The sequence below is a fragment of the Anaerolinea thermophila UNI-1 genome (genome assembly GCF_000199675.1).
Taxonomy (GTDB): domain Bacteria; phylum Chloroflexota; class Anaerolineae; order Anaerolineales; family Anaerolineaceae; genus Anaerolinea; species Anaerolinea thermophila.
This window is the reverse complement of the sequence record NC_014960.1, coordinates 1577171-1600914: the sequence shown is the minus strand read 5'-3', so window position 1 is coordinate 1600914 and position 23744 is coordinate 1577171. Positions and strand designations below refer to the sequence as shown.

Genomic DNA, 23744 nt, shown 5'->3' with positions numbered 1-23744 from the left:
TAATTTGATTATGTTAAGCCGTCAAAGCATTGAACAAGCCCTGAAAGAAGCCATGCGCAGCAATGATGAAGTGGCTCGTCGCACTCTGCGTATGATTCTGAGCGCCATTAAACTCGCCGAGGTGGAAAAAGGTGCCTCCCTGGACGAAACAGCTCTGGTGGCTGTGTTGCAAAAAGAATTGAAATCCCGCCGCGAGTCAATTGCAGATGCCGAGAAAGCCAATCGTCCGGACTTAGCAGAAGCAGCCAAAGCAGAGATTGCCGTTATTGAGTCTTTCCTGCCCAAACAACTCACCCTGGAGGAACTGGAGCAAATCGCACGGGAGGCTATCCTGGAAGCCAATGCAACAACCCCAGCAGATATGGGCAAGGTCATGAAAATACTCATGCCCAAGGTTCAGGGTAGAGCCGCTGGAGACCAGGTCAGCCAAATGGTTCGGAAATTGTTACAGGGTTAGTATGAGTTTGAGTACTCTGAAAGCCCGCTTGCTTACGCCCTACACCCGTAAATTATTCCAAGCCTTCATTCTACTGATGACAAGCGGGCTTTCTTTTGTCGTTCTATGGTTGCCAATTGCTTCCCGTCCACTCATTTATACTCTTTCTCCGGGCGACGTTGCACCACAGGATATCGAAGCCCCTTATTCGTTGAGTTATGTCAGCGAAGTACTCACCGAACAAGCCCGTCAGGAAGCAGAACAAAAAACCCAGCCAGTGTACCTGCCCTCCGATGCTTCCATTACCCGGCGGCAAATCGAGAAAATGCGGGTGACATTCCAGTACGTTAATACCGTACGATTGGATTCATTTGCCTCGCCGGCAGAGAAAATAGAAGATTTACTTAAAGCCAAAGACCTGAATCTGAGTGAGGAAGAAGCCACCATTTTAATTACAATGGATCAGACAAATTGGGAACTGATCCAGAACGAAGCCTTACGAGTTCTTGAACAAAGCATGAGAGAAACCATTCGGGAAGACCAGTTGCAGGAAGCCATCAAGCGCATCCCTTCCCTGATCAGTTTTTCTTTGTCTCCCGAAGAAGCACAACTGGTATCCAAAATTATTCGCCCTTTTATCACCCCCAACAGCCTGTACAGCCCGGAACAAACCGAAATGGCTAAGAAGTCTGCTCGAGAGGCCGTGCAACCTGTTGTTAAGCAGTTTGTGGCGGGAGAAACGATTGTACGACGTGGACAAATAATTACTCCACTGACTTATGAAGCCTTGCAACAATACAAATTAATTCGCAGTAACAATAGAAATCGAGAATTAATTTCTTTACTCTCTCTGATCCTTGTATTGACTGCCTTAATCGGGTTGTTTTTCTACCGTAAGCATATCCCCATTTCCGGCAGTTTACGGTTCTCCTTTATCATTGCTGTTTTCTTTTTGATTTTTTTGTTCTCCGCACGCGCTCTCGTCCCTAATCGCGCAGTTGTCCCGTATTTATTCCCTATTCCTGCATTCGGATTAACGATCACTTCGCTCTTTGGGATGGAACTGGGTATTATCCTGTCCATTCCTTTGAGCATCTTGACTGCTTATGGGACGACGAATAGCCTTGACCTTACCGTGTATTATCTTCTCAGCAGTATCGTGGGAATTTTTGTGCTGGGAAAAGCACAACGCTTGAGCCATTTTATCTGGGCAGGGATCTGTATTGGCGCTACAGGAAGCGCGGTTGTCGTGGCTTACCGCCTCATTTCTCCTTATACAGACTTGATTGGCATTGCCACCCTCGTTGGAAGTGCTTTTCTGAGCGGCATTGCCTCTGCCAGCCTTACTATCCTCTTCCAGTACATTTTCTCTCAATGGCTTGGATTGACTACTGCATTACAGTTGTTGGACCTTTCTCGTCCCGACCATCCTTTGCTCCGTTTGATCATGCAAAATGCGCCGGGAAGTTACCAGCATAGCCTGCAGGTAGCTGTCCTGGCAGAACAAGCCGCGGAAAAAATCGGGGCAGATGCCATGCTGGTACGTGTGGGAGGAATGTATCATGATGCCGGCAAAGCCTTAAACCCTGCCTTCTTCATCGAAAATCAAGCGGGAACTTCCCTGGATACTCATGATGATCTTCCTCCGGAAGATGCCGCACGAGTGATCATCCAGCACGTTCTGGATGGTGTTGAGCTGGCTAAAAAATATCGGGTTCCATCGCGAATTCAGGATTTCATTCGAGAACATCATGGCACCATGGTGACCCGTTACCAGTACGCTCGAGCGCTGGAAAAAGCCAACGGCGATTCCTCAAAGGTCGATATTGAGCAATTCCGTTATCCGGGTCCACCTCCCGCCTCTCGAGAAACCGCCTTACTCATGCTTGCCGACGGCACCCAGGCACGGGTACGGGCAGAATTACCTGAAACCGAGGAAGAAATACGGGCGGTAGTAAAAAAAGTTATTGACTATTGCCTCAAAGAAGGTCAACTGGATAACACCCGTCTCACCTTAAGAGACCTGACCTTAATTACCGAGTCTTTTGTTCAAACTCTTAAAAATACTTACCATCCCAGAATCCGCTACCCGGAAGTTCAACATCTTTCCTCACAAAAAGAAACCGTTTTATCCATCCCGGTCAAGGAGAAAGAATGATTTATTTTTTTGTTGATGAGGCCTATGAAGCATTAGTACGCAAGGAACCTCTAATCCGCGCTGCAGAAGAGACACTTCGCGTTGAAAATCACAGCGATTCGGATGTCACGATAAGCATTCAAAATGACGAAGCCCTCAAATCCTTAAATGCTCAATTTATGGGCACAGAGGCTCCTACTGATGTGCTTTCCTTTACGATGGACTTTTTCGATCCCGAAACAGAACGACAGTATCTGGGAGATATTCTCATCTCGTATGAGCGAGCAGAGGAACAAGCCCAAACAGCCGGGCATTCCACAGAAAACGAGCTCATCCTTCTCATTGTCCACGGCATTCTTCATCTGGTAGGTTATGACCATGGGACAGAGGAAGAAAAGAGTAAAATGTGGAAAACTCAGAGCGAAATTCTCAAACAGTTGGGATGTGAAATTAAGCGGCTTCCAGAATGAGTTATGGATGAATTCATTCGTCTAAGATTAAGAGCCTTTAGATATGCCTTCTCTGGTTGGTGGTATGTTATTCGTACTCAGCGGAATGCGTGGATTCATGCAATTGTCTCTGTGCTGACCATCCTTGTTTGTATCGTGTTGCGTTTGCCAGCCAGGGATTGGGCAGTGATAATCCTGACCATTGCTCTGGTGTGGATCTCTGAATTTCTAAACACAGCACTTGAAGCCGTTGTGGATTTAGCCATGCCCATCCACCACCCCCTGGCGCGAGTTGGTAAAGATGTTGGCGCAGCAGCGGTGCTCATTTCTGCTATTACTGCCGTTCTGGTTGGGATTTTTATCCTTGGACCTGCGCTATGGGTAAAAATTGCCCCTGTTTTCATGAGGTGATTTATGATTCCGTTTATGTTTGGTACCGTTGGAGCCCCTCTGTCCACCCCTAAGAAACCGGGGGGCAGCGTGGGGGCAATTCAACACCTGGCTTCCCTTGGTTTATATGCATTTGAACTTGGCTGGGTTCAATCTGTACGAGTTTCTGAAGAAACCTGTCATGCCATTCGAGAGGCTGCCAAAGCGTATAATGTTCAAATCAGTGTTCATGCCCCATATTTCATCAACCTGAATGCCGATGACAACGAATGGCAAAAATCGCGCAAGCGTCTGATGGATGCAGCCTATTACGGTGCCCTAGCCGGCGCCACCGATATTATCTTCCATCCTGGTTCATATTTTTCCATGCCACCTTCAGAAGTGCTCCCTAAAGCCATTAAACGCCTCGAAGGCTGTGTCAGGGAATTGCAAGAGATGGGGACACGGGTAACCTTAAGACCTGAAACGATGGGAAAATCGGCCATGCTGGGCTCCCTTGAAGATGTACTGGAAATGAGCAAAGCCCTTCCAGAGTATGTCCAACCATGCCTGGATTTTGCCCACCTTCATGCCCGTACCGGTACAGGAGCCCTTAACACGCGCGAAGAATGGCTAAGGGTACTTGATCAGGTTGCCGAAACGCTGGGAGCAGATGCGTTGCAGTCTTTGCACATTCATTTATCAGGTATTGAGTATTCCGAGAAAGGGGAAAAAAACCATCTGAAACTTGAAGAATCGGATTTGAACCTGAAAGGATTATTCACCGCGCTTTATGAAAAGAAATGCACCGGCCGCATCCTGTGCGAATCGCCGGTGCTGGAAGAAGATGCTCTCCTAATGAAGCAAAGGTGGATCGAATGGTTTGGAGAATAGGCTACAGATATTCTCTCAAGTTATGCTCCACAGCATAAGCTGCCGCTTCGGCTCGATTGCTGACCCCTAACTTGGAAAGAATACTGCTAACGTAATTTCTCACCGTACCTTCCCCAAGGAAAAGTGCCTTGGCGATCTCGCGATTGGTTTTTCCCTCCGAGACCAGTAATAAAACATGCTTCTCCTGCTGACTGAGATTGGCAAAAGCCGAAGCCTCTTCTTCTTTTACAGCACGACGAACTTCCTGAAATACTCGCTGGGTAACCGCTGGGTCAAGCAGTGCCTCGCCTCTACCCACCGATTCTAATGCCCGGATCAGGTCTTCACCACCAATTTGTTTGAGGATATATCCAGATGCACCAGAACGAATCGCCGAGAAAAGCATTTCATCCTCTGCATAGGATGTTAACATAACCACCCGGGTATCTGGAAAACGGGTGGTAATTTCTTCGCAGGCTTCAATCCCTGATGCACCAGGCAAACGAATGTCCATCAGGACAATATCAGGGTGGTACCGCGAGACCATATCGATGGCTTCTTTTGCCGTTGAGGCTTCACCAATGACTTCAAACTGAGCATGGTGTTCTAATAAGGCTTTTAAGCCAATACGCACGACTTCATGATCGTCCACCAGCAGAATTCTTTGTCTTGGCATCTCAAGAACCTCCATATTCAGTATAAATGAGCGCCTTACTCCTGACAAGGGTTGGCCTTTGGCAAACCCGCTCTTTACTGGAAAAATTTCCTGGCCTTATCAGGATTCTCCCCAAGTATTGACATCCCTTTACACTTCCAGTATAAGCACCAGTATATGTTCAAGAAACCTCTTGCCGTCATTTTACTCTTCTCTTTCCTCATTATTTCGTGTGGAATTCCACTTCAGGTTGGACAACAAATCTCTTTAGAAACACCAACGGCCAACACCGCTCTTCAGCCCCCAACCCCTGAGCCAAGTCCAACCTCTTCGCCCACTCCCCTCCCAAGCATTCGATTGGAACTGGGCGAGAGCCATCTTTTTATGGGAGATTTTGATCGTGCTAGAGAAGAGTTCCAAAACATCTTAACAACCACCAATGATGAAAAGATCCAAGCAGAAGCCCTGATCGAATTGGGAAAGACATCTTATCTATCAAGAAATTACGAACAGGCTATCAAAGAATTAACGCAGGGAATTACCCAAAACCCTCAAAGTAAAAATGCCGGCACTGCCTGGTTACACCTGGCCCTTTCATTTGAAGCCCTTAACAAACCTGATGCAGCCTCTGATGCCTATGCGAAATTAGCAGAGATAATTCCTCCTGTCCTGAATGACTACATTCAAGAATGGCGAGGAGATGCCCTCTTGAATGCCCAACGTCCGGCAGAAGCTGCTCAGGCGTATCAGATGGCTCTGGATGCCTTGCCCGCCGATACAGACGCAGTGTGGTTAAAAATCAAGAAAGCCAGGGCTCTTGCACGTGCCCAGGATACTTCGACAGCAATTTCTGAGTTCTTAAGTGCCTATGAGAGCACATCCAACCAATACGCTAAAGCACAAATCAACTTTCTTCTGGGACAGATTTATCTCAATCTAGGCGTGCCAGAACAAGCCTATGCCCGTTTCCAGGATTCAGTGACAAATTACCCGATGGCTTACGATTCTTATTCGGGGTTGGTGGAATTAATCAAGGCAGGTCAACCCGTGGATGAGCTAAATCGGGGATTGGTCGATTACTTTGCAGGGCAATATGGACTGGCTGTCGAGGCTTTCACACGTTACATTGATAGCCAGGAAGCACCTAGCAGTACGGCTTTCTACTATCGTGGAATGAGTCGTTTCTACATGTCAGAATATGGGAACGCAATAGCCGATTTTGATGTCATTATTGAGAAAAATCCCAATGACCGCTTTTGGGTAAAAGCCTACCAGCAAAAAGCCTATATTTTATGGGCATATCTGAACGACTATCAAACTGCTGCCCAAGTTCTTATGGATTATGTGAACAAAGCCGGGGATATCGAAGATGCCCCACAAATCCTTTTTGAGGCAGGCAGAATATTCGAAAGAGGAAATTACCTCACTAAAGCGGTGGAAACCTGGCAGGAATGTCACGAGAAGTTTCCGGCAGCAGAAATCAGCCGACGTGCGTTATTTCTTGCTGGAATTACCCTTTACCGCTTGAATGATTTTTCCCAATCCCGTTTAATTTTTCAACGCTTTTTGATTCTTTCGGACAATCCTGAAGATCAAGCCGCGGCTTATTTATGGGTCGGAAAAACCTATCAGGCAGAAAACAATCTTCAACAAGCAAAAATTGCGTGGGAACAGGCTGTACAGAGAGATCCCACGGGATACTACAGCCAGCGAGCTTCAGAACTTCTGGTGGGACGATCTCCTTTCCAAAGCCAAAATCCAATCAATTTGGCTTACGACCTGAATCTGGAAAAGGAAGAGGCAGAAGCCTGGCTGAGAACGAAATTTTCCATTCCACCCGAGGTGGATTTGAACGATTTATCTGAACTGCGCTTATCGCCGGCCTTCCAGAAAGGCACAATCCTCCTTGAATTGGGAATGTACGAATACGCGCTCCGTGAATTTGAGAAAGTTCGGCAACAATATCTGAATGACCCGGTAAACACATACAAACTGACCAACTTTTTCCTGGAAAAGAACCTGTACCGGCTAGCCATTCTCTCTGCAAGGCGCGTGCTCGATTTGGCTGGTTTTGACGACGCATCCACCCTGAGCGCTCCGCGCTACTTCAATCACATTCGATTTGGCGTGTATTTCAAAGGCCTAATTCAACAAGCCGCGCTTAAGTACAATTTGAATCCTTTATTCCTTCTAAGTGTTATTCGCCAAGAAAGCCTCTTCGACCCAGCAGCAATCTCTTCTGCAAATGCCAGAGGGTTGATGCAAATTATTCCACCCACGGCACAGGAAATTGCCAACCAACTGCAATGGCCCCCCAACTTTGACTTGCAAGATCTGGAGCGGCCTCTGGTTTCGATTGAATTTGGAGCATCTTACCTGGCTCGTCAGATTCGTCTATTTGATGGGGACCTGTACGCAGCCCTTGCATCTTACAATGGTGGTGCCGGGAACACACTGATCTGGAGAGAACTTGCAAACAACGATCCTGATTTATTTCTGGAAGTGATTCGGTTCGATGAAACTCGTCAATACATCATGAACATTGTCGAACTTTACAATCTATACCGTCTGTTTTATGAACAAAAACCCTGAAAAAAGAATTGGGGCTGTCAAGTAGACAGCCCCATACAATCTTCCTTCGGAAAGGCTAAACCAGAAGCAAGATAGGATTTTCCAGATAACGAGCCAGTACCTGCATGAACTGCGCGGCTTCAGCACCGTCGGTCACGCGATGATCTGCCGAAAGGGTAGCTTTCATCCGGAGACCGGTTTTAATTTCGTCGCCAACCACAACCGGCACTTTTTGAGCCGCTCCCACTGCAAGAATACCACTTTCTGGGGGATTAATAATCGCCATAAAGTTTTCGACATCGAACATGCCAAGGTTGCTGATAGAAAAAGTCGAGCCCTCAATATCCTCAGGGCGTACTTTTCCCTGTCTGGCACGAGAAACCATATCCCGAATTTCTGAAGAAATGACTCTCAATGGCTTCTGGTCCGCATCTTTACATACCACAGTGAGCAAACCACCCTCTACGGCCACTGCCACCCCAATATTCACGCGTCCATGTCGGAGAATGGCATTCCCGGAAATCGAAGCGTTCAGGTTAGGATAACTTCTCAAAGCCAATGCAACCGCCTTGATCACAAAATCGTTCAGCGTTAATTTTTGCCCTTCTGGCATAACCTGATTAATTTGCTCTCGCAAAGCCATCAGGGCTTCAACATTGAACGAACGAGTAATATAAAAATGCGGGTAGTTCTGCTTTGAATCCACCATACGACGCCCAATCGCCTGGCGCAACCGATCCATGGGAACAGTCTCATCCGCTGGAACGCTCTCCGGGGCAGTCCATACCGGTAGAGTAAAACCTGAGGAAGGGGCTGGTGATGTAGACACAGAGGGAGTCGGAATCGGTACCTCCACAGCCTGGGGCACCGCCGTTCTTATCATTGCCAGGTAGGCTTCGATATCTTTACGCACAATTCTCCCACCAGGGCCACTTCCCTGCACCGCGTTCAAGTCCACCTGATGCTCTTTTGCCAGACGCTTGGCTAAAGGCGAGGCTTTGATGCGTTGCTCTTCACCACTGACAGATGGCTGTGCCAGAGAAACGGCTTCTTTTTCAGCCGCTTCCTCTACATTTTTAGCAGGCAAAACACCTGCCACCGGCTCTTCGGCAACCGTTTCGCCGGGGGCCGCAATAATGGCAATAGGCGTCCCAACCGGAACAACAGCCCCTTGCTCTACCAGATGACGATGAACAATTCCGCTCACACTGGCTTCAACCTCGACAGTTGCCTTATCTGTTTCAATTTCTGCCAGCACCTGTCCTTTTTCAACGGCTTCGCCTTCTTGCCTGACCCAACGAACCAGTGTCCCTTCCTGCATGTCAAAGCCCAATTTGGGCATCTTAATGGTCTCAGCCATTCAGCACCTCCTTGACCGCTTGAATGACATCCTCGACCTTTGGCAGTGCCATTTGTTCCAGCGTACGGTTATAGGGCAAAGGAACTTCTTTTTGCGCCACACGGCGAATCGGAGCATCCACGTAATCGAAGGCTTCCTCATAAATGCGGGAGGCAATTTCAGCGCCTACCCCATAGGACTTCCACCCCTCTTCCACAATGACGGCACGATTCGTCTTCTTGAAGGATTCAAGCACCGGTTCCATATCCAGAGGACGGAGAGTGCGCAGATCAACAATCTCCACCTCAATGCCCTCTTTTGCCAGTTGATCAGCGGCTTTAAGCGAGATCTCAAGCATTTTACTGTAGGTTACAATGGTGACATCTCTTCCAGGGCGCTGAATGGTAGATTTTCCAATCGGTACGGTGTAATCGCCTTCCGGAACTTCTCCCCGCATTTGATACAAGGTGGCATGCTCAATGAAAAGGATAGGATCATTGCTGCGAATAGCGGCTTTAAGTAAACCTTTGGCATCGGCCGGTGTGCCTGGAGCAACCACTTTCAAACCAGGGAAATGCGCAAACACTGCATCGGGGGTTTGAGAGTGAGTGGCTCCCAACTGACGCCCCCCCCCGCCTACAGCGCGTATCACCATGGGCAAAACCATTTGTCCCCCAAACATGTAGTGGAGTTTAGCCGCCTGGTTGACAATGTGATCCATCGCAGAAAAAGCAAAATTAATGGTCATCAGTTCAGCAACAGGACGCAAACCAGTCAGCGCAGCACCAATCGCAGCCCCGATGATTCCCGCCTCTGCAATGGGTGTATCTCTAACCCGTTCAGGACCAAAATGGTCGTAAAAACCTTTTGTCACCGCATAGGTTCCACCCCAAACCCCAACCTCTTCACCAAGAATGAAGACATTGGGATCACGCTCCATTTCTTCCCATAAAGCCTGAGAAATTGCTTCACGCATGGTTATTCGTGCCATAAGCCCTCTCTATGCTTCTACGTAAATATGCTCGAACAATTCATGAGGCTGAGGTTCCGGACTGGCTTCAGCAAACTGGACAGCATCTTCCACAATGGCTTCCGCTTCATCATCCAGTTGATTGAGTTCCTCTTCGGTCGCAATCCCATTCTCCTGAAGATACTTGCGGAAAATTCCGATGGGATCATTTTCCTGATACCGATGAACTTCTTCAGGTTTTCGATAACGTTCCGGGTCGCCCATGGAGTGTCCACGGAAGCGATAAGTCATGGCTTCCATCAGCATTGGGCCCGCCCCATTGCGAATGGCTTCAATCATCTCTTCCGCTGCCTGACGCATTGCCATGACATCCATTCCATCCACCCGTCGGCTGGGCATGGCATAAGCCTGGGCTTTCTGGATGATTTCGGACACCGCTGAGGCACGTTCAACCGCCGTGCCCATACCGTACTGGTTATTTTCACACACCCAGAGAACCGGCAAATTCCAGATTTTGCTCATATTCAGGGCTTCATGGAAAAAGCCGATGTTGGTAGCCCCATCACCGAACATGCAAATGGTCACATTTTTCTCTCCCTTATAAGCGTCGCCCAACGCCAATCCGGTGGCAATGGGCAAATGGGCTCCCACAATGGCATGACCTCCCCAAAAGTTTTTGGTAACATCTGCAAGATGCATCGAGCCCCCTTTGCCTTTAGAGCACCCTGTGGCTTTTCCAAGAAGTTCTGCCATCACTTCCCGCGCCGACAGCCCACAATTGATCGCAACGCCATGATCACGGTAGGCGGTAATCACACGGTCCTGTGGTTTTCTTGCAGAAATTAAGCCAGTGCTTACCGCTTCCTGTCCAATATAAAGATGGAGAAATCCGCCGATTTTGCCCTGCTGATACAATTCAGCAGAACGTTCTTCCAAGCGGCGGATCACTACCATCTCTCTATACATGCGAAAATATTCATCTTTTTCCATAGGTGAGAAAACCTCCGTTGGGTCTTGATGATTGAACTGCAAAGTCGATAATAAAACCGCCAAATTATACCCGATTTACCCGTTTATGACAAAATTTTTCTTATTTCTCGGGTAAAAACCGCTATTGAAATTATAACAAACCCTAAGGGATGAAGGAAAAATTTGTACAATACGGAACAATCGTTTGCTCTCCCTGAAACAGGCAAGCAAACGAAAAACCATTCTCAAATTCCCCCACAATTAAAAATTGAGATAATGGTGAATTAACCGGTTGAGGTCCCATGAAAAGGTCAACCCTATCGCTCAGGCTAAGAAAATAAGCACCCCTAGCGTTTTCCAGATATCCTTGAATGGACTGAAACGAAACAGGCAGGCTCTGTACATTTGTAGCCTTGCGAGCCTCCTCTACCATTTGATGAACTGTTTGAAATGCTTTGCGTTCTGCACGTCCATATAAAGAAAACGCCGAGACGAAAATCACCAAAATCAGAAGAAGAAGCGGAACCAGAAAACGCCGTGCCCAAAGTTCAGGATGCTGAGGATCAGGAAATTGAGAATTAACTCCAAGCCTCACCAGGTAAGCAAAAGACATATACATAACTACCAGGGGCAAAAACAGATAAAAGGCCATAACAAACAATCCTAAAGCCCGTTCCTCTCCCCCGCGAAGAGAAGATATTCCCAGCAAAGTCACGCCCAATGCTCCAGCAAATCCCCCCAGGAAAGTACCCAACCATTTTGACTCAGGAAAAGAAGCCACTCCTCCAAGAAGTGCTCCCGAAAGAAAATATCTCCAGATAAATTCCAGAAAGGAACCTGCTCCTGAAGGTTTCAAAGGGACACCCGGAAGGAATAACCCATTGATTGCTTGACTCAAAAAGGCGTAAAGGCCCCCCATTAGCCCACCAACAGCAATGCCAACTGCAACACGAGCAAGGCGATTCGTCATGAGGTATATTATAGTCATAGAAAGAAACAAATCACAAGCCATACGCTGTGATTTGTTTCAATGGACAGGAAAGTTTTTCTACTCTTCAGGTGAATGGGTCAATAAAACATCCAGATCAACACCTTGCGTTTTCAAGCGGTTTTTCCGGAACGAGTAAAAGGCAAATCCTACTGCAAAAGAGCCTAATATCCACCCAAACGGTCTGAAATCAAATCCTCTGGGATTAATTGCAAGGTAATTCAATAAATAGACCCCATAAACCACCCAGATCACCCCTACAACACTCACGAGCGGAATTTTTCCAATTCGCCACCCTGCCATGCCTGAAGTCTGCTGAAAATCTTCAGGATGCTTGAAAGGGTAAACTGCCAGGGCAATTGCTGAGACCACCTGTCCGGAAGCAATCACAAAGAAAAATGGCTTGATCCACTCGATATTATGAGTATGAGCAAGCGCAAAAACCATTAACCCCACTTCCAAAAGCAAGGACATCCAGAGAAGAGAGACAACCGGAGTACCAAGCCCGGAGTGAGTGAAGGAAAACGAAACTGGCAAAATTTTATCTTTTGCCCACGCCATCAACATTCTTGAGCCAGCCATAATCGCGACAAGGATCAGGTTGAAGGTAGAAAACAACCAGCCTGACAAAAAGAGATAGGCTAATGTAGGGTTAGGTCGAAGAATATTAGCATAGAAGAATAGCCATGGATAGACAGTTTCTTTTCCATCCTCTGTTAACAGATATAAATAACTCTGAGCGGCAAGCCAGGACGAAGACGACACACGCAAAAACAATAAACTGGTGACGATAAAAATGAGAGAAGCCAGAAGAACTGCTCCCACATTTCCTGCAAACAAGTCTTTTTTGGGATTTTTAACCTCCCCTGCCATCCACACTGGCATAACAATCCCGGCAAATAAAATGGCGGTGATAACTAAGCCAAGAGTAAGAAATGCATTTGGAAATGGCCCAGTAGATAATCCAAGTTGACGGGCTAGAAATATTTGGCGGTCAAAAGCACCAAATCCCATAAATGTATTCCATCCATCAGAGAGTGGATACATTGGAACTGCAAACTGGAAAATTAAACCCGCCCAGCTCAATAGGGTGAGGAAAAACCCAAAGCGAAGGAAATTTTGAACAATCCGAACCGGGAAAATACTGACAATAAACGCCAGTACAATCAAGATCGAGCCTACAATCATTATTCCAGTGGGCGTATGCAAATTTTCTATGACAGTAAAACCTGCGCCGGCTGTAATTTCTGCTGTTTTTGAGATGAAAGGGAACCCTACAGTAGCAAGAGTGCCTGTAAAACTGCTTACCAGCATGGTAGCGCCAACCAGCATAGTAAGGGACGCTGCAAAACCCAGAGAACCGGTTAAGACACGAGACATCAACACGTAGTCAGCGCCACAGTGAGGGAAAAATGCCCCAATTGAGGAATAAATATAAACAAACAAAAGGCCTAAAACCGCCGCAATAACCAGAGCAAGCGTGAGGTTGGTGCCTGGAAAATCACCCATTAAGGTAGCATAAGGAATCAACCCTACAACAAATACACCAATCGAAGCAACCGCCAGGAAGAGAATGAGAAAACTATCCAGCACACGCAAATTTGACGATCGCTCTGAGCTTTGACTCGCCATCCGTCTTTCCTCCAGGGAAAAAATTTCCTCTTTGCATTATAGTACAAAGGGTCTGGAGAAATTCCCAGACAGGCATCTCCAGACCCTTTTTGAGTTTACAGGTGGTTTACAAAATTACCGATTCTTGATTGCCGCTTGCGCAGCAGCCAGACGCGCCACCGGAACACGGAACGGTGAACAACTCACGTAGTTCTGTCCAATCAAGTGGCAGAACTCAATAGAATCAGGATCACCACCATGTTCGCCACAAATACCCACTTCGAGTTCTGGACGAGTGCGGCGGCCTTCTTCTACAGCCATGCGCATCAGGCGTCCTACACCTTCACGGTCCAAAGTCTGGAAGGGGTTCTTCTCCAAAATACCTTCCTCAACATACTTGATGAGGAAGTTTCGTTCGGCATCGTCCCGGCTGTAACCAAAGGTCATTTGGGTCAGGTCGTTGGTACCGAAGGAGAAAAACTCAGCCAGGCGAGCGATCTCACCCGCAGTGACTGCCGCGCGCGGAATCTCAATCATGGTGCCGAACTTGTAGGGGAAGTTAACACCCTTTTCGCTCATGACCTGTTTGGCAATGCGCTCCAGACGCGGCTGGATCCATTCCAGTTCCTTCACCGTGCCGGTCAGGGGGATCATCACCTCAGGTTTCACTTTGACACCGCGCAGTGTGCAATTCGCCGCAGCCTCAAAGATTGCACGCACCTGCATCTCCACGATTTCAGGCATGTAAATGCTCAGGCGCACACCGCGCAAGCCCATCATCGGGTTGCTTTCATGCATGGCACGGATGCTGGCAAGCAGTTTTTCTTTTTCTGCCAGTCCTTTGGTTTCGCCTTTCACCCGCATGGTAATCACTTCTTCAAAGAGTTTCTCTTCATCGGGCATGAACTCATGCAGGGGCGGGTCAATCAGGCGGATAATCACAGGATATCCGTCCATGGCTTCGAACAAACCTTCAAAGTCCGAACGCTGGAAGGGCAAAAGTTCATCCAAAGCCTTCTTGCGTTCTTCGATGGTCTCAGCCAGAATCATGCGCTGAACAATGGGCAGACGTTCAGGCTCAAAGAACATGTGCTCGGTGCGGCACAAGCCAATACCCTTTGCACCATAAGAACGGGCACGGCGAGCATCCTTGGGGTAATCAGCATTCGCCCAAACCTGCAGACGGGCAATTTCATCTGCCCAATTCAACAGAGTGAGCAAATCCTGCTGTTCTTCCAGGTTAGGCACAGTGAGATCCAGTTTGCCCAGGAAGACTTCACCCGTGGCACCGTCCAGCGAAATCCAATCACCTTCTTTGACCACAACATCGCCAACTTTCATCTGGCGTTTTTCAAGGTCAATTCGGATTGCAGAAGCACCAACAACGCAGGGAACGCCGAACTGGCGAGCCACTACCGCCGCGTGAGAAGTAGCACCACCCTCGCTGGTCAGAATTCCTTTAGCGGCAAGCATACCATGGACATCATCGGGTTTGGTGAAGGGGCGAACCATAATAACCTGCAAGCCCTCTTCTTTGCCTTTCTTCTCAGCGGTATCGGCGTCGAAGAACACCTGACCGACTGCCGCGCCCGGTGAAGCGTTCACACCAGTGGCAAAGAGGCGTCCCTCTTTCTTGGCGGCTTTGCGCGCATTCTCATCAAACTGCGGGTGGAGCATAGCATCCACCTGTTTGGTAGAAACGCGCATCACAGCCTCTTCTTTGGAAATCAACCCCTCATTCGCCATATCCACAGCAATCTTGATGGCCGCTTTGGCAGTGCGCTTCCCGTTGCGGGTCTGGAGCATCCACAGTTTACCGCGCTCAATGGTAAATTCCATGTCCTGCATATCGCGGTAATGCTTTTCGAGGATTTCGCAAATTTTCATGAATTCGTTGTAGGCTTCGGGGAGAGTCTCAGCCATCTTCTCAATCGGATCGGTGTTGCGGATACCAGCCACCACATCCTCACCCTGAGCATTCAGCAGATACTCGCCGAAGACCTTGCGCTCGCCAGTGGAAGGATTGCGGGTGAATGCCACACCGGTACCGGAGTCCCATCCCATGTTCCCGAAAACCATCGTCACGATGTTAACAGCCGTTCCCAGATTATCAGGGATGCCCTCAGCGCGGCGGTAATCAATGGCACGCTTGCCATTCCAGGACTTGAAGACTGCTTCCGTCGCCAAACGCAGTTGTTCAATGGGATCCTGGGGGAAATCAAAGCCCTTATTCTCGCGAACAACCTTCTTGAAGATTTCCGAAAGTTCTTTCAAATCTTCAGCGGTCAAATCGGTATCGGCTTTAGCGCCTTTTTGATGTTTGAAGGCTTCCATGGGCTCTTCAAAAGCCTCATCGGGCAATCCCAGCACCACAGCGCCAAACATCATGATCAGGCGGCGGTAGGAATCGTACACAAAGCGCGGGTTATTGGTCAATTTGATCATGCCCTGCACGGTTTCATCGTTCAAGCCGATGTTCAAAACCGTGTCCATCATGCCGGGCATAGAGAATTTTGCACCAGAACGGCAGGATACCAGCAAAGGATTGCTGGGATCGCCAAATTTCTTGCCGCTGGCTTCTTCAATTTTGTGAAGAGCATCGAGTTCCTGTTCCCACATTCCCTCGGGGAATTTTTCCCCGCTCGCCAAATAGGCATTACAAGCCTCAGTGGTGACTGTAAAAAAGGGAGGAACGGGCAAGCCAATACGATACATTTCAAACAGGTTTGCTCCTTTACCACCCAGCAAACCTCGCACAGCGTCCCAGGAACCACCTACATAGGCAGATGCCTGGTCCAGTTCATTGAACACATATACCCATTTCTTCTGCGTCATTTTGGAAACCTCCACGAAAAGATGAACAACCCCGTTTGAGGGGATTTTTCGCCAAAATCCTCAAAATTCTACCACAAAGCCTTTGATTGGCAAAGTTTTTCACCGAAGATGTCTATCCAACCATCTGAAAGACTGTAAACCCATTGAAAGGTAAAAACCCGCAGAGATGGTTGATAATAGGTTTACCATCAAATAACTATGGATCAGGAAAAACGCATGAAGATCCTCATCATTGATGATGACCCTGGAATGACCGATTTGCTCTCTGTTCTACTTGCCCCATCGGGAGCAGAAACCCTGGTAGCCAATACCGCCCTTGATGGTTTGGAATTAGCTCGATTCGGGCAACCTGATGTGATTATTCTCGACCTGCTCATGCCCGAAATGAACGGAGTGGAAGTTTGCAAGAAAATCAGGGAGTTCAGCGCTGTGCCCATTCTGGTAGTTTCTGCACTGGACTCACCTAAAGTGATTGCCCAGGTCCTTGACAGTGGGGCAGACGCTTTCCTGTCTAAACCCATTTCAAGCGCCATCCTCATGGCTCAAATCAACAAATTGCTTCGAAGAGCCTCTCTGGTAAAAAAAAGCCTCACCAAACCAGGACTAACTACATAAAAGAACCATAGTAAAATTACACAAAACCATCCTAAAGAGGCAATTTATGCAAACCTGTTCTCGTTGTAAAACTGTGGTCTCGGATGAAGTAGTTGTCTGTCCTACCTGTCAGGCTGATCTGCGCAAAGAATCCACAACCGCCATTGCGCTCAGGCAAATGCAAGAGAATCCACGAGTTTATGCAATCCACGTCGCAGTAAGCGCAGACGCCTGTCCTGCCTGCATGGCAGTAGAAGGAACCTATCTCAAAGACCAGGTGCCAACCTTGCCTGTAGAGGGATGCTCGAATCCCAACGGTTGTAAATGCACCTACCAGCCGCTATTGACAGAAATTTTCCCCTAGACATTTCTCGCTCATCAAGCCCCTGAAGAAGGGGTTTGATTTTCTATACGAACCCCTTTCACAAAAGACAAAGGCCAGGAAGCAAAAACACCGGTGTAGGGTTGCGACAAATCACCAACAACCTTCTCCGAGGCTTGCAAACACGCCTGCACGGCTTCTTCGTCTGGAACAATCGCCATCAGGGTGTAATTGGCTTCAATCTTTGCGGTGACATGTGGAAGCGCATAGCGAACAGGGAGATTAAAACGTTTAGCACGCTGACGAAAAATCCCATTGCTTTCAAAAATCGTAGCACCGGTAATGCCGGCACTGTACCAGGCATCCAGGACGTCATCCAGGAGGGTCGAATCATCCAGCACAAACATCACCATGTACATAAATAACCTCTCATGTTTGCTGAAGAAGTTCTATCAAAGCAGAGGTGACCTGTTGTGGTGATTCCATCATGGGCATATGTCCGGCATTCGGCACAGTGACCAGCCATCCTCTTTGTAAACGCTCTACCATTTCACGGGTTCTTTCCAGAGGAATGAGGTCATCCTGCTCCCCAGCAATCACCACAGACGGTACGGCAATTTCCTTCAGGAAATCGGTCATGTCTTCTCGATCAGCCATCCCTCTGAGGCAAGCCATCAAAACGTGAGGTTGGGCTTTCAGCATGAGTTCCTGAGTGTATTTCAGCACCTCAGCATTCCGGCTGTATTTTTTCAGGTTAGCATGGACCACTGCCTGAGCACCTTTCCGCTTGATCTCATCCACCAGAATCAGACGAGCCTGACGCCGCTCCGGCAAATCGGCTGCCGCCTGGGTAGCCACAAAGCCTATGCCACTCAGCCGCTGAGGATACGCCTTTGCCAAAGCAAGGGTGATATAGCCCCCCATGGAATGCCCAACCATGATGGCTTTATCAATCCCCAACTGGTCCAACAGTGCAATCAGGTCGTCTGCCATCATCCGCATGGTATATTCCCCTTCGGGTTTTGGCGATTTACCGTACCCCCTTAAGTCCGGGGTAATCACTCGCGCTTTCTTTGAGAGGTCTTCAGCCACTGCATCCCAGATGGAATGGTCTAATGGGAAACCATGGATTAAGATCATTGGCTTTCCCTGCCCACGTTCTCGATAAAACAAACGTACAGGTTGGTTTGTCATGTTTCTCTCTCCTCCTTCTGTTGAGGAAACGATTTATTAATCCACTCTCGTGCAAACGCAAGAGCCGACTGTTTATCCAGGACCATGCCCTCCACTTGAGCCTCCCGAATGGCTTCTAACGTTTGACCAATCAAAGGACCCGGTTGCAAACCAAGTTCCCGAATGAGTTCTCCTCCCTTGATCAGCACAGGGGGCGTAATCAGGATGTTCTCCTTTTCCCACTTTGCCTCCAGGAGCGCCCTACAAACTTTTAACTCACTTACCCATTGTTCCTGTGTTAACGTATGAGAATATGTCGCCCAGAGATCAGAAAGAGAAAGTAAACAGACATCAACACCAGCCTCTCCCAAATCCCTGAAGAAGCGATAAATTGCACGCGGAGAAGGGGGTTGACCTTCCGAAACTAACCAGTGAATGCGCATATGACCGGTGATCACCTTTTGGATGTGCTCCACCTCATCATGGCTCAAGGCAAGCGCTTGCGCACGTGAAACAGCCAGACTCGCGCTCAATTCTTCATGACCAAAGAATCGAATCCGTCCTTCCTTATCCTGAAAAGCAGTATCCGGCTTCCCCACGTCATGAAAGAGAGCACAGAAAAAAGTGAGACCTCGTAAAAGACGCAAGGGATTGAGACGACGGTTAAGGTGGGCATGAAATTGTTCCCGGTATCTGCCAAGCCAGAGGGAGGCTTGCGCCACCATCATTCCAGCAGGAGACTGTTCAGACAAGTCTTCCGCAAGCACATTCAATAGAATTTCCAAACGGCTTACAGTTTCAAGGGTATGGCGCCAAACATCGTGGACATGAGGAGTGGATTGTTTAACGCCCTTTAATTTCTCCAATTCCGGAAAAACAACAGGCAAAACCTTTAAACGGTCGAGCAAATCCACACCCACGCGAGCGCCAGGGGATTCCAGGATTTGGAAAATTTCATCTCTTTTGCGCTCAGCAGAAACTCTCTCCAGAGAAGGAACAGAACTTCGAGCATCCTGGAGGGTTTGCGGATCAATATGAAATCGAAGTTTTTGCGCAAAACGAATAAGGCGCAATACCCGCACCGGGTCATCCTCAAAAGCAGAATCGGAGCACGCCTTTAAGCGTTTGTCTCTTAAGTCCTGTAAGCCACCACATGGATCGATCAGTTGCAAGAGGATGGAATCCTCCTGCACTGGCAATGCCATGGCATTAATTGTAAAATCTCGCTTCCAGAGATCCTCAACCAAACTGTCTTCTCGAAAGCGCGCAAAGTCCAAGTAATTTATTGAACCATCCGGCTCGTGAACAACAACCCGGACTGTTTCACGTTGTTCATCCAACAGAAAAAAGCCTGCATTTAGAGCATTTGCCACACGACGAGCCAATGGTATGGGCGAGGCGTTTAGACAAAAATCCAAATCATGCGACTCAACCCCCAAGAGATGGTCACGAACTGCGCCACCTACTAAATAAACAGGGACATCATCGCTTGCTCGAGATACCACTTGTAAAATACGTTTTAAATCGCTTGAAAAAGGTTGTATCACTCCTTCTCCTGCTGATGAATCAAAGCATTGTATTTTTCCAGGTTAACCACACCGATAAAAGGAAGATTTCGATAGAAATCATCAATGTCCAAACCGTAGCCAAAAACAAATTTATTGGGAATCTCAAAGCCTATATATTTCAACGGGATTTCTACCTCCCGCCTTTCCGATTTGTCCAGCAAAGCGCATACGCTCAGGCTTTTTGGCTGTCGAATGGAAAGAAGTTCCAGCACAGAATGGAGCGTATGCCCACTGTCGATAATATCTTCCACCAAAATTACGTCCCACTCAGAAATATCGGTGTTCAAATCAAATGTAATTCTTACCTGTCCCGAAGAATGACGCCCACCTACTCCATACGAAGAGACCGCCATGAACTCAATAGCGTGAGGAATTCGAATAGAGCGCATGAGATCGGTTAGGAACATGACTCCACCCCGAAGGATGCAAACCAGCAAAAGTTTCTTTCCTTCGTAATCCTTGCTAATCTGTTCACCTAATTCCTGAATACGTCTTTGTAAAGTGTCGGAGTCAATCAGCACTTCTCCAAGAAATTCACGATAATCCCACATTGTTCACCTCACTCTTTGGGAACCTCGTGGTGTTGTCTGCAACGGGCTTCATACAATTCAGACGCGCCTACTATCACCACAGGGTCAGAATATTTTGCCGGTTTGCCATTCACCAGTCTTTGAGTACGACTGGCTGGCTCACCGCAAACCATACAAATGGCTTGTAGTTTATCTACCCGCTCAGCAATTGCCATCAACACAGGCATAACACCAAACGGTTCGCCACGGAAATCCATATCCAATCCGGCAACAATAACACGAACCCCTTTTGAGGCTAAGGCTTGTACAACACCCACAATCCCTTCATCGAAGAATTGCGCCTCATCAATCGCAACCACTGAAGCCTCTGGATCTAATTTTTGCCAGATTTCCTCGGAGCGGGAAATCGGATACGCCTCAAACTCATTTCCGGCATGAGAAGTGACTTTTTCCACACTATAACGGTCATCGATGATGGGCTTGAAAACCTGAACCTTTTGACGGGCAATGCGAGCACGTCTCAAGCGACGAATTAACTCATCGGTTTTACCGCTAAACATGGATCCGGTAATCACTTCAATTGAACCTGTTGTATGTTTCAAGAGTCCCTCCTCATACTGAAGCCATCTCGGATTTGAAAGCATCAAGAATTGGAATGGGAGTAGGATCAATCCCGTACGCCATCGCCAGGTAATATGCCATGTAATCTCCAAACAAAAGCGATGTCCAGATGTGGGCTAATTTCCCCTCCCCGCGAGCCACGATCATGTCGGTGTTAATCCCTTGAGTCATGAACATCTCACGAGTCAATTCAATGCGTTTCTGATTTCTGGAATTTATTCCCGGGGCTTGAATAAACAACGCCATCATATTCATCAACATTGCTGACGGATTTTCCAGCCCCGCCAGGGTATTATGGTCGGCTTCAGGCAAAAACTCAAACTGCGCCCATGCCTTTGCCAATTCGTTGATTTGACCTTTCCACCGACGTGCAACAGGTGCAAGGTAATCGGCTGCCAACACCACCACCCATCGCCCAAAAAGTTGGCCAGCCATTCGCTTCGCCGGGTTGTGGGTTACAGGCACGTCTATCCCTAAATTTGTTTGAACATTGCGCATGGCATGTACAGCCTCATCCACTTCTTGCTCGACAGAGGAAATCAATCCCAGCTGTTCAAACAAAGCCAAAAGTAATCCAAAAGAAAAACCTACCGCTGTTCTAGGTGCATGACGATGATCGAACTGCCACAAGGGTACTCCATCTTTCCGCGCAAGACCTGCCAGTTTACCGCCAGTACAAATGGCTACAATAGCGCATCCGCGCTGTCGGGCTTGATCGTACGCCCAAAGGGTTTCCTCCGTATTTCCCGAATGACTGGAAGCAACCACAAGCGTATCCTCACCTGCCCAAAGAGGGAGTTCATAATCTCGATGAACAATGATAGGGAGTGAAATTTTATCCTGTAAATAAGAGGCAACCAGGTCTGCACCAATGGCTGAGCCGCCCATCCCCGAAATAAGCACACTGTGAAACTTCCTTTTTTCCGGAAGCGGAAAGGTCTTCCCCAATTCGTAGGCACGGTTTAGTTGATCTGGTAAACCGTTGATCTGACCAATCATATCCTGCGAGTCGATTTGCTGGAAAGCAGTTACATCATCCAGATTCATATAGAATTCTCCTATGATATTGGATTATTTGATTGTACCTTGATTCTTTTTCTGTTCCAGGAATAACCGATATAAGTCGTTTTTCTTCCACCCCGAAACCTGTGCTAATTGTTCAGCAAAGGTTTTCAAGGAAATATTACCCGTAAATTCCCGCTGAAACACCTCCAGAACCTGTTCTTCATTCCATGTCTTCTCCAGTTTTGATGCCCCAGCCACCAGAACGACGAATTCTCCCAACGGCTCAGTCTGGTCAAAATGCTGTATGAGATCATGCAATGTTCCCCGCAGAAACTCCTCGTGAATCTTTGTCAATTCTCTGGCGATGACTGCTGAACGGTTACCCAGAATATCCAGAAGGTCTTTTAAGGAGTCCCGTAAACGGTGTGGAGTTTCCAGAAACAATACTGTGTAAGGTTCATCGCGGATTTGAGCAATTCTCTCTCTGCGGTCCTTTTGCTTCCGTGGAAGATACCCCAGATACAGGAAAGCATCCGTAGGCAATCCAGAACCAACCAGGGCTGCAATTGGCGAGGCAGGTCCTGGCACAGGATACACACGAAACCCGTGCTCAATGGCTGACTTTACCAATTCATAGCCAGGGTCATTTAACCCGGGTGTGCCAGCATCTGAGACCAGAGCAACATCTCCTTCCTGGAGATGCGATAAAATGACCTGAAGACGAGATAATTTATTATGTTCGTAATAACTGATTAGCGGTTTATCTATCCCATAATGAGTAAGAAGTTTTTTAGTTTGACGTGTATCTTCAGCAGCAACGAGAGAGACTTCTCGAAGTACCCGCAACGCTCGAAGCGTAATATCTTCAAGATTGCCAATCGGTGTAGCGACAAGATATAAGATGCCCATAATCCCTTTCAGGGGAGTTCCCAGAGAATGTATGCCCCAGACAATTGATTGCGCTCAAAATCAAGCGAAAGCAGGATACTCCCTAGTCTTCCCTCATTCGTTCTTAAGCACATGAAACTACCCTGAATCTCTTGTGTTGCCAGAATGGCTTCCTGAGCGAGTACTGCCAGACGGCAATCCTGATAACCTGGAGAGAAAAGGGAAGTAACTGCTAAGTAAGAATTTCCCTGCGGCTTAATCCAGTAATTTCCATCTAATATCTCAAAAACAAAATCCCCGCCTTGTTCAGGGTTAAACAAACCAGAATCCAGGTCCAGGGAATCGCCAGGGCTTAATTCAAAACTTCCTAAACGATATATCCCCGGTGTAGGAACAAACGGAGTAACCATTGCTTCAGGGGTACTGGTTGGACGAGGGAGAACTTGAATTCTAACCCAAAACGGCGATTCTCCCTCAGGGCCTATTCCAAACAACTGTCCCCGAGCATTTTGCATTTTCCAATGGCTTTGATACACCCCGGGTACATCGGGCGCCATCATTTCAACAGCAATTTCGACTTCTTCTCCCGGCGCAACGACTTGCTTCAGCCTTTCGCTCGTTTGGAGTCCCAAAGGGGCACCCGAAAACCACACTACCGAATAATCCGAAGTCCAGGAACAACTACCCGCATTACGCAGTTTCCAAACTTTGACGAAACGCTCTCCCGCTAAAAAGGCGAAGTCATCGGGAACGGTTACATCAATCGGAGCACCCGCTTCCGCCCTATCGCAAGGAAGGTGATCTCGTGGGGAGATTCGCATACCCTCAGACACCGCTTCCT

At 47.8% G+C, this 23744-nt stretch carries 23 protein-coding genes; 8 read left to right on the top strand and 15 right to left on the bottom strand.

The features are described from left to right. The first annotated feature begins 10 nt into the window (after window positions 1-10). The 5 genes from ANT_RS07180 to ANT_RS07160 are packed head-to-tail and all read left to right on the top strand — an operon-like array spanning window position 11 to window position 4285. Entirely contained in the window at window positions 11-457 is a 447-nt protein-coding gene (locus ANT_RS07180; protein ID WP_013559845.1) for a GatB/YqeY domain-containing protein, read from the top strand. A 1-nt stretch (window position 458) separates the two neighbouring features. Further along, the gene (locus tag ANT_RS07175; protein WP_013559844.1) at window positions 459-2594 is read left to right on the top strand and encodes an HD family phosphohydrolase; all 2136 of its coding nucleotides are present in this window, start codon (window positions 459-461) and stop codon (window positions 2592-2594) included. Next, entirely contained in the window at window positions 2591-3043 is a 453-nt protein-coding gene (gene ybeY, locus ANT_RS07170) for an rRNA maturation RNase YbeY (RefSeq protein ID WP_013559843.1), read from the top strand. The genes ANT_RS07175 and ybeY overlap by 4 nt, the downstream gene beginning before the upstream one ends. A gap of 3 nt (window positions 3044-3046) precedes the next feature. After that, the gene (locus tag ANT_RS07165) at window positions 3047-3433 is read left to right on the top strand and encodes a diacylglycerol kinase family protein (protein ID WP_013559842.1); all 387 of its coding nucleotides are present in this window, start codon (window positions 3047-3049) and stop codon (window positions 3431-3433) included. Window positions 3434-3436: 3 nt separating this feature from the next. Then, window positions 3437-4285 (top strand): TIM barrel protein, encoded by an 849-nt coding sequence (locus ANT_RS07160; protein ID WP_013559841.1) that lies wholly within the window; start codon window positions 3437-3439, stop codon window positions 4283-4285. 1 nt (window position 4286) lies between these two features. Here ANT_RS07160 and ANT_RS07155 read toward each other — a convergent pair whose 3' ends face one another. Then, window positions 4287-4940 (bottom strand): response regulator, encoded by a 654-nt coding sequence (locus ANT_RS07155; RefSeq protein ID WP_155818051.1) that lies wholly within the window; start codon window positions 4938-4940, stop codon window positions 4287-4289. Between the two features lie 156 nt (window positions 4941-5096). Here ANT_RS07155 and ANT_RS16235 point away from each other — a divergent pair, with 156 nt between their 5' ends. Then, on the top strand, window positions 5097-7511 hold the full coding sequence (locus ANT_RS16235) for a transglycosylase SLT domain-containing protein (RefSeq protein ID WP_155818049.1): 2415 nt from the start codon (window positions 5097-5099) through the stop codon (window positions 7509-7511). A 55-nt stretch (window positions 7512-7566) separates the two neighbouring features. On the opposite strand, the gene ANT_RS07145 is transcribed toward ANT_RS16235, so the two are convergent. From ANT_RS07145 to ppdK, 6 genes are all read right to left on the bottom strand, one after another. After that, complete coding sequence (locus ANT_RS07145; protein ID WP_013559838.1) at window positions 7567-8850, bottom strand: dihydrolipoamide acetyltransferase family protein; 1284 nt, start codon at window positions 8848-8850, stop codon at window positions 7567-7569. Next, window positions 8843-9820: an alpha-ketoacid dehydrogenase subunit beta gene (locus ANT_RS07140; protein WP_013559837.1), complete on the bottom strand. Its 978-nt coding sequence runs from the start codon at window positions 9818-9820 to the stop codon at window positions 8843-8845. The genes ANT_RS07145 and ANT_RS07140 overlap by 8 nt, the downstream gene beginning before the upstream one ends. A 9-nt stretch (window positions 9821-9829) precedes the next feature. Next, window positions 9830-10789: a pyruvate dehydrogenase (acetyl-transferring) E1 component subunit alpha gene (gene pdhA / locus ANT_RS07135; protein ID WP_013559836.1), complete on the bottom strand. Its 960-nt coding sequence runs from the start codon at window positions 10787-10789 to the stop codon at window positions 9830-9832. A 142-nt stretch (window positions 10790-10931) separates the two neighbouring features. Further along, window positions 10932-11738: a hypothetical protein gene (locus tag ANT_RS07130; protein WP_155818047.1), complete on the bottom strand. Its 807-nt coding sequence runs from the start codon at window positions 11736-11738 to the stop codon at window positions 10932-10934. 78 nt (window positions 11739-11816) lie between these two features. Continuing rightward, window positions 11817-13388 carry an APC family permease gene (locus ANT_RS07125; protein WP_013559834.1) on the bottom strand — a complete coding sequence of 524 codons (1572 nt, stop codon included), beginning with the start codon at window positions 13386-13388 and terminating at the stop codon, window positions 11817-11819. A 114-nt stretch (window positions 13389-13502) separates the two neighbouring features. After that, window positions 13503-16202 carry a pyruvate, phosphate dikinase gene (ppdK, locus tag ANT_RS07120; RefSeq protein ID WP_013559833.1) on the bottom strand — a complete coding sequence of 900 codons (2700 nt, stop codon included), beginning with the start codon at window positions 16200-16202 and terminating at the stop codon, window positions 13503-13505. Window positions 16203-16418: 216 nt separating this feature from the next. Between ppdK and ANT_RS07115 the strand changes: the two genes are divergently transcribed. Next, entirely contained in the window at window positions 16419-16817 is a 399-nt protein-coding gene (locus ANT_RS07115) for a response regulator transcription factor (protein WP_049784842.1), read from the top strand. 46 nt (window positions 16818-16863) lie between these two features. Then, a complete protein-coding gene (locus ANT_RS17335) occupies window positions 16864-17160 on the top strand; it encodes a zinc ribbon domain-containing protein (protein WP_013559831.1) in 297 nt (98 codons plus the stop codon). A gap of 14 nt (window positions 17161-17174) precedes the next feature. On the opposite strand, the gene ANT_RS07110 is transcribed toward ANT_RS17335, so the two are convergent. From ANT_RS07110 to ANT_RS07075, 8 genes are read right to left on the bottom strand one after another with little or no spacing between them, the layout of a single operon-like run. Continuing rightward, the gene (locus ANT_RS07110) at window positions 17175-17537 is read right to left on the bottom strand and encodes a P-II family nitrogen regulator (protein WP_013559830.1); all 363 of its coding nucleotides are present in this window, start codon (window positions 17535-17537) and stop codon (window positions 17175-17177) included. Between the two features lie 10 nt (window positions 17538-17547). Then, entirely contained in the window at window positions 17548-18312 is a 765-nt protein-coding gene (locus ANT_RS07105; RefSeq protein ID WP_013559829.1) for an alpha/beta fold hydrolase, read from the bottom strand. Further along, complete coding sequence (locus ANT_RS07100; protein WP_013559828.1) at window positions 18309-19838, bottom strand: CCA tRNA nucleotidyltransferase; 1530 nt, start codon at window positions 19836-19838, stop codon at window positions 18309-18311. The genes ANT_RS07105 and ANT_RS07100 overlap by 4 nt, the downstream gene beginning before the upstream one ends. Then, window positions 19835-20410 carry a hypoxanthine phosphoribosyltransferase gene (gene hpt, locus ANT_RS07095; RefSeq protein ID WP_013559827.1) on the bottom strand — a complete coding sequence of 192 codons (576 nt, stop codon included), beginning with the start codon at window positions 20408-20410 and terminating at the stop codon, window positions 19835-19837. The genes ANT_RS07100 and hpt overlap by 4 nt, the downstream gene beginning before the upstream one ends. An 8-nt stretch (window positions 20411-20418) precedes the next feature. After that, window positions 20419-21033 (bottom strand): thymidine kinase, encoded by a 615-nt coding sequence (locus ANT_RS07090; RefSeq protein WP_049784841.1) that lies wholly within the window; start codon window positions 21031-21033, stop codon window positions 20419-20421. Further along, complete coding sequence (locus ANT_RS07085) at window positions 21002-22057, bottom strand: bifunctional phosphoglucose/phosphomannose isomerase (protein WP_013559825.1); 1056 nt, start codon at window positions 22055-22057, stop codon at window positions 21002-21004. The genes ANT_RS07090 and ANT_RS07085 overlap by 32 nt, the downstream gene beginning before the upstream one ends. A gap of 24 nt (window positions 22058-22081) precedes the next feature. Then, complete coding sequence (gene rsmI / locus ANT_RS07080; RefSeq protein ID WP_013559824.1) at window positions 22082-22924, bottom strand: 16S rRNA (cytidine(1402)-2'-O)-methyltransferase; 843 nt, start codon at window positions 22922-22924, stop codon at window positions 22082-22084. 8 nt (window positions 22925-22932) lie between these two features. After that, window positions 22933-23724, bottom strand: a complete 792-nt coding sequence (locus tag ANT_RS07075; protein WP_041454809.1) for an NBR1-Ig-like domain-containing protein — start codon at window positions 23722-23724, stop codon at window positions 22933-22935. Between the last annotated feature and the right edge of the window lie 20 nt (window positions 23725-23744).

What these genes read in the sequence shown, in the direction of transcription:
- ANT_RS07180 (WP_013559845.1), top strand. Translation starts at nt 11, where the DNA reads ATGTTAAGCCGTCAAAGCATTGAACAAGCCCTGAAAGAAGCCATGCGC.
- ANT_RS07175 (WP_013559844.1), top strand. Translation starts at nt 459, where the DNA reads ATGAGTTTGAGTACTCTGAAAGCCCGCTTGCTTACGCCCTACACCCGT.
- ybeY (WP_013559843.1), top strand. Translation starts at nt 2,591, where the DNA reads ATGATTTATTTTTTTGTTGATGAGGCCTATGAAGCATTAGTACGCAAG.
- ANT_RS07165 (WP_013559842.1), top strand. Translation starts at nt 3,047, where the DNA reads ATGGATGAATTCATTCGTCTAAGATTAAGAGCCTTTAGATATGCCTTC.
- ANT_RS07160 (WP_013559841.1), top strand. Translation starts at nt 3,437, where the DNA reads ATGATTCCGTTTATGTTTGGTACCGTTGGAGCCCCTCTGTCCACCCCT.
- ANT_RS07155 (WP_155818051.1), bottom strand. Translation starts at nt 4,940, where the DNA reads ATGCCAAGACAAAGAATTCTGCTGGTGGACGATCATGAAGTCGTGCGT.
- ANT_RS16235 (WP_155818049.1), top strand. Translation starts at nt 5,097, where the DNA reads ATGTTCAAGAAACCTCTTGCCGTCATTTTACTCTTCTCTTTCCTCATT.
- ANT_RS07145 (WP_013559838.1), bottom strand. Translation starts at nt 8,850, where the DNA reads ATGGCTGAGACCATTAAGATGCCCAAATTGGGCTTTGACATGCAGGAA.
- ANT_RS07140 (WP_013559837.1), bottom strand. Translation starts at nt 9,820, where the DNA reads ATGGCACGAATAACCATGCGTGAAGCAATTTCTCAGGCTTTATGGGAA.
- pdhA (WP_013559836.1), bottom strand. Translation starts at nt 10,789, where the DNA reads ATGGAAAAAGATGAATATTTTCGCATGTATAGAGAGATGGTAGTGATC.
- ANT_RS07130 (WP_155818047.1), bottom strand. Translation starts at nt 11,738, where the DNA reads ATGACGAATCGCCTTGCTCGTGTTGCAGTTGGCATTGCTGTTGGTGGG.
- ANT_RS07125 (WP_013559834.1), bottom strand. Translation starts at nt 13,388, where the DNA reads ATGGCGAGTCAAAGCTCAGAGCGATCGTCAAATTTGCGTGTGCTGGAT.
- ppdK (WP_013559833.1), bottom strand. Translation starts at nt 16,202, where the DNA reads ATGACGCAGAAGAAATGGGTATATGTGTTCAATGAACTGGACCAGGCA.
- ANT_RS07115 (WP_049784842.1), top strand. Translation starts at nt 16,419, where the DNA reads ATGAAGATCCTCATCATTGATGATGACCCTGGAATGACCGATTTGCTC.
- ANT_RS17335 (WP_013559831.1), top strand. Translation starts at nt 16,864, where the DNA reads ATGCAAACCTGTTCTCGTTGTAAAACTGTGGTCTCGGATGAAGTAGTT.
- ANT_RS07110 (WP_013559830.1), bottom strand. Translation starts at nt 17,537, where the DNA reads ATGTACATGGTGATGTTTGTGCTGGATGATTCGACCCTCCTGGATGAC.
- ANT_RS07105 (WP_013559829.1), bottom strand. Translation starts at nt 18,312, where the DNA reads ATGACAAACCAACCTGTACGTTTGTTTTATCGAGAACGTGGGCAGGGA.
- hpt (WP_013559827.1), bottom strand. Translation starts at nt 20,410, where the DNA reads ATGTGGGATTATCGTGAATTTCTTGGAGAAGTGCTGATTGACTCCGAC.
- ANT_RS07090 (WP_049784841.1), bottom strand. Translation starts at nt 21,033, where the DNA reads ATGCTTTCAAATCCGAGATGGCTTCAGTATGAGGAGGGACTCTTGAAA.
- ANT_RS07085 (WP_013559825.1), bottom strand. Translation starts at nt 22,057, where the DNA reads ATGAATCTGGATGATGTAACTGCTTTCCAGCAAATCGACTCGCAGGAT.
- rsmI (WP_013559824.1), bottom strand. Translation starts at nt 22,924, where the DNA reads ATGGGCATCTTATATCTTGTCGCTACACCGATTGGCAATCTTGAAGAT.
- ANT_RS07075 (WP_041454809.1), bottom strand. Translation starts at nt 23,724, where the DNA reads ATGCGAATCTCCCCACGAGATCACCTTCCTTGCGATAGGGCGGAAGCG.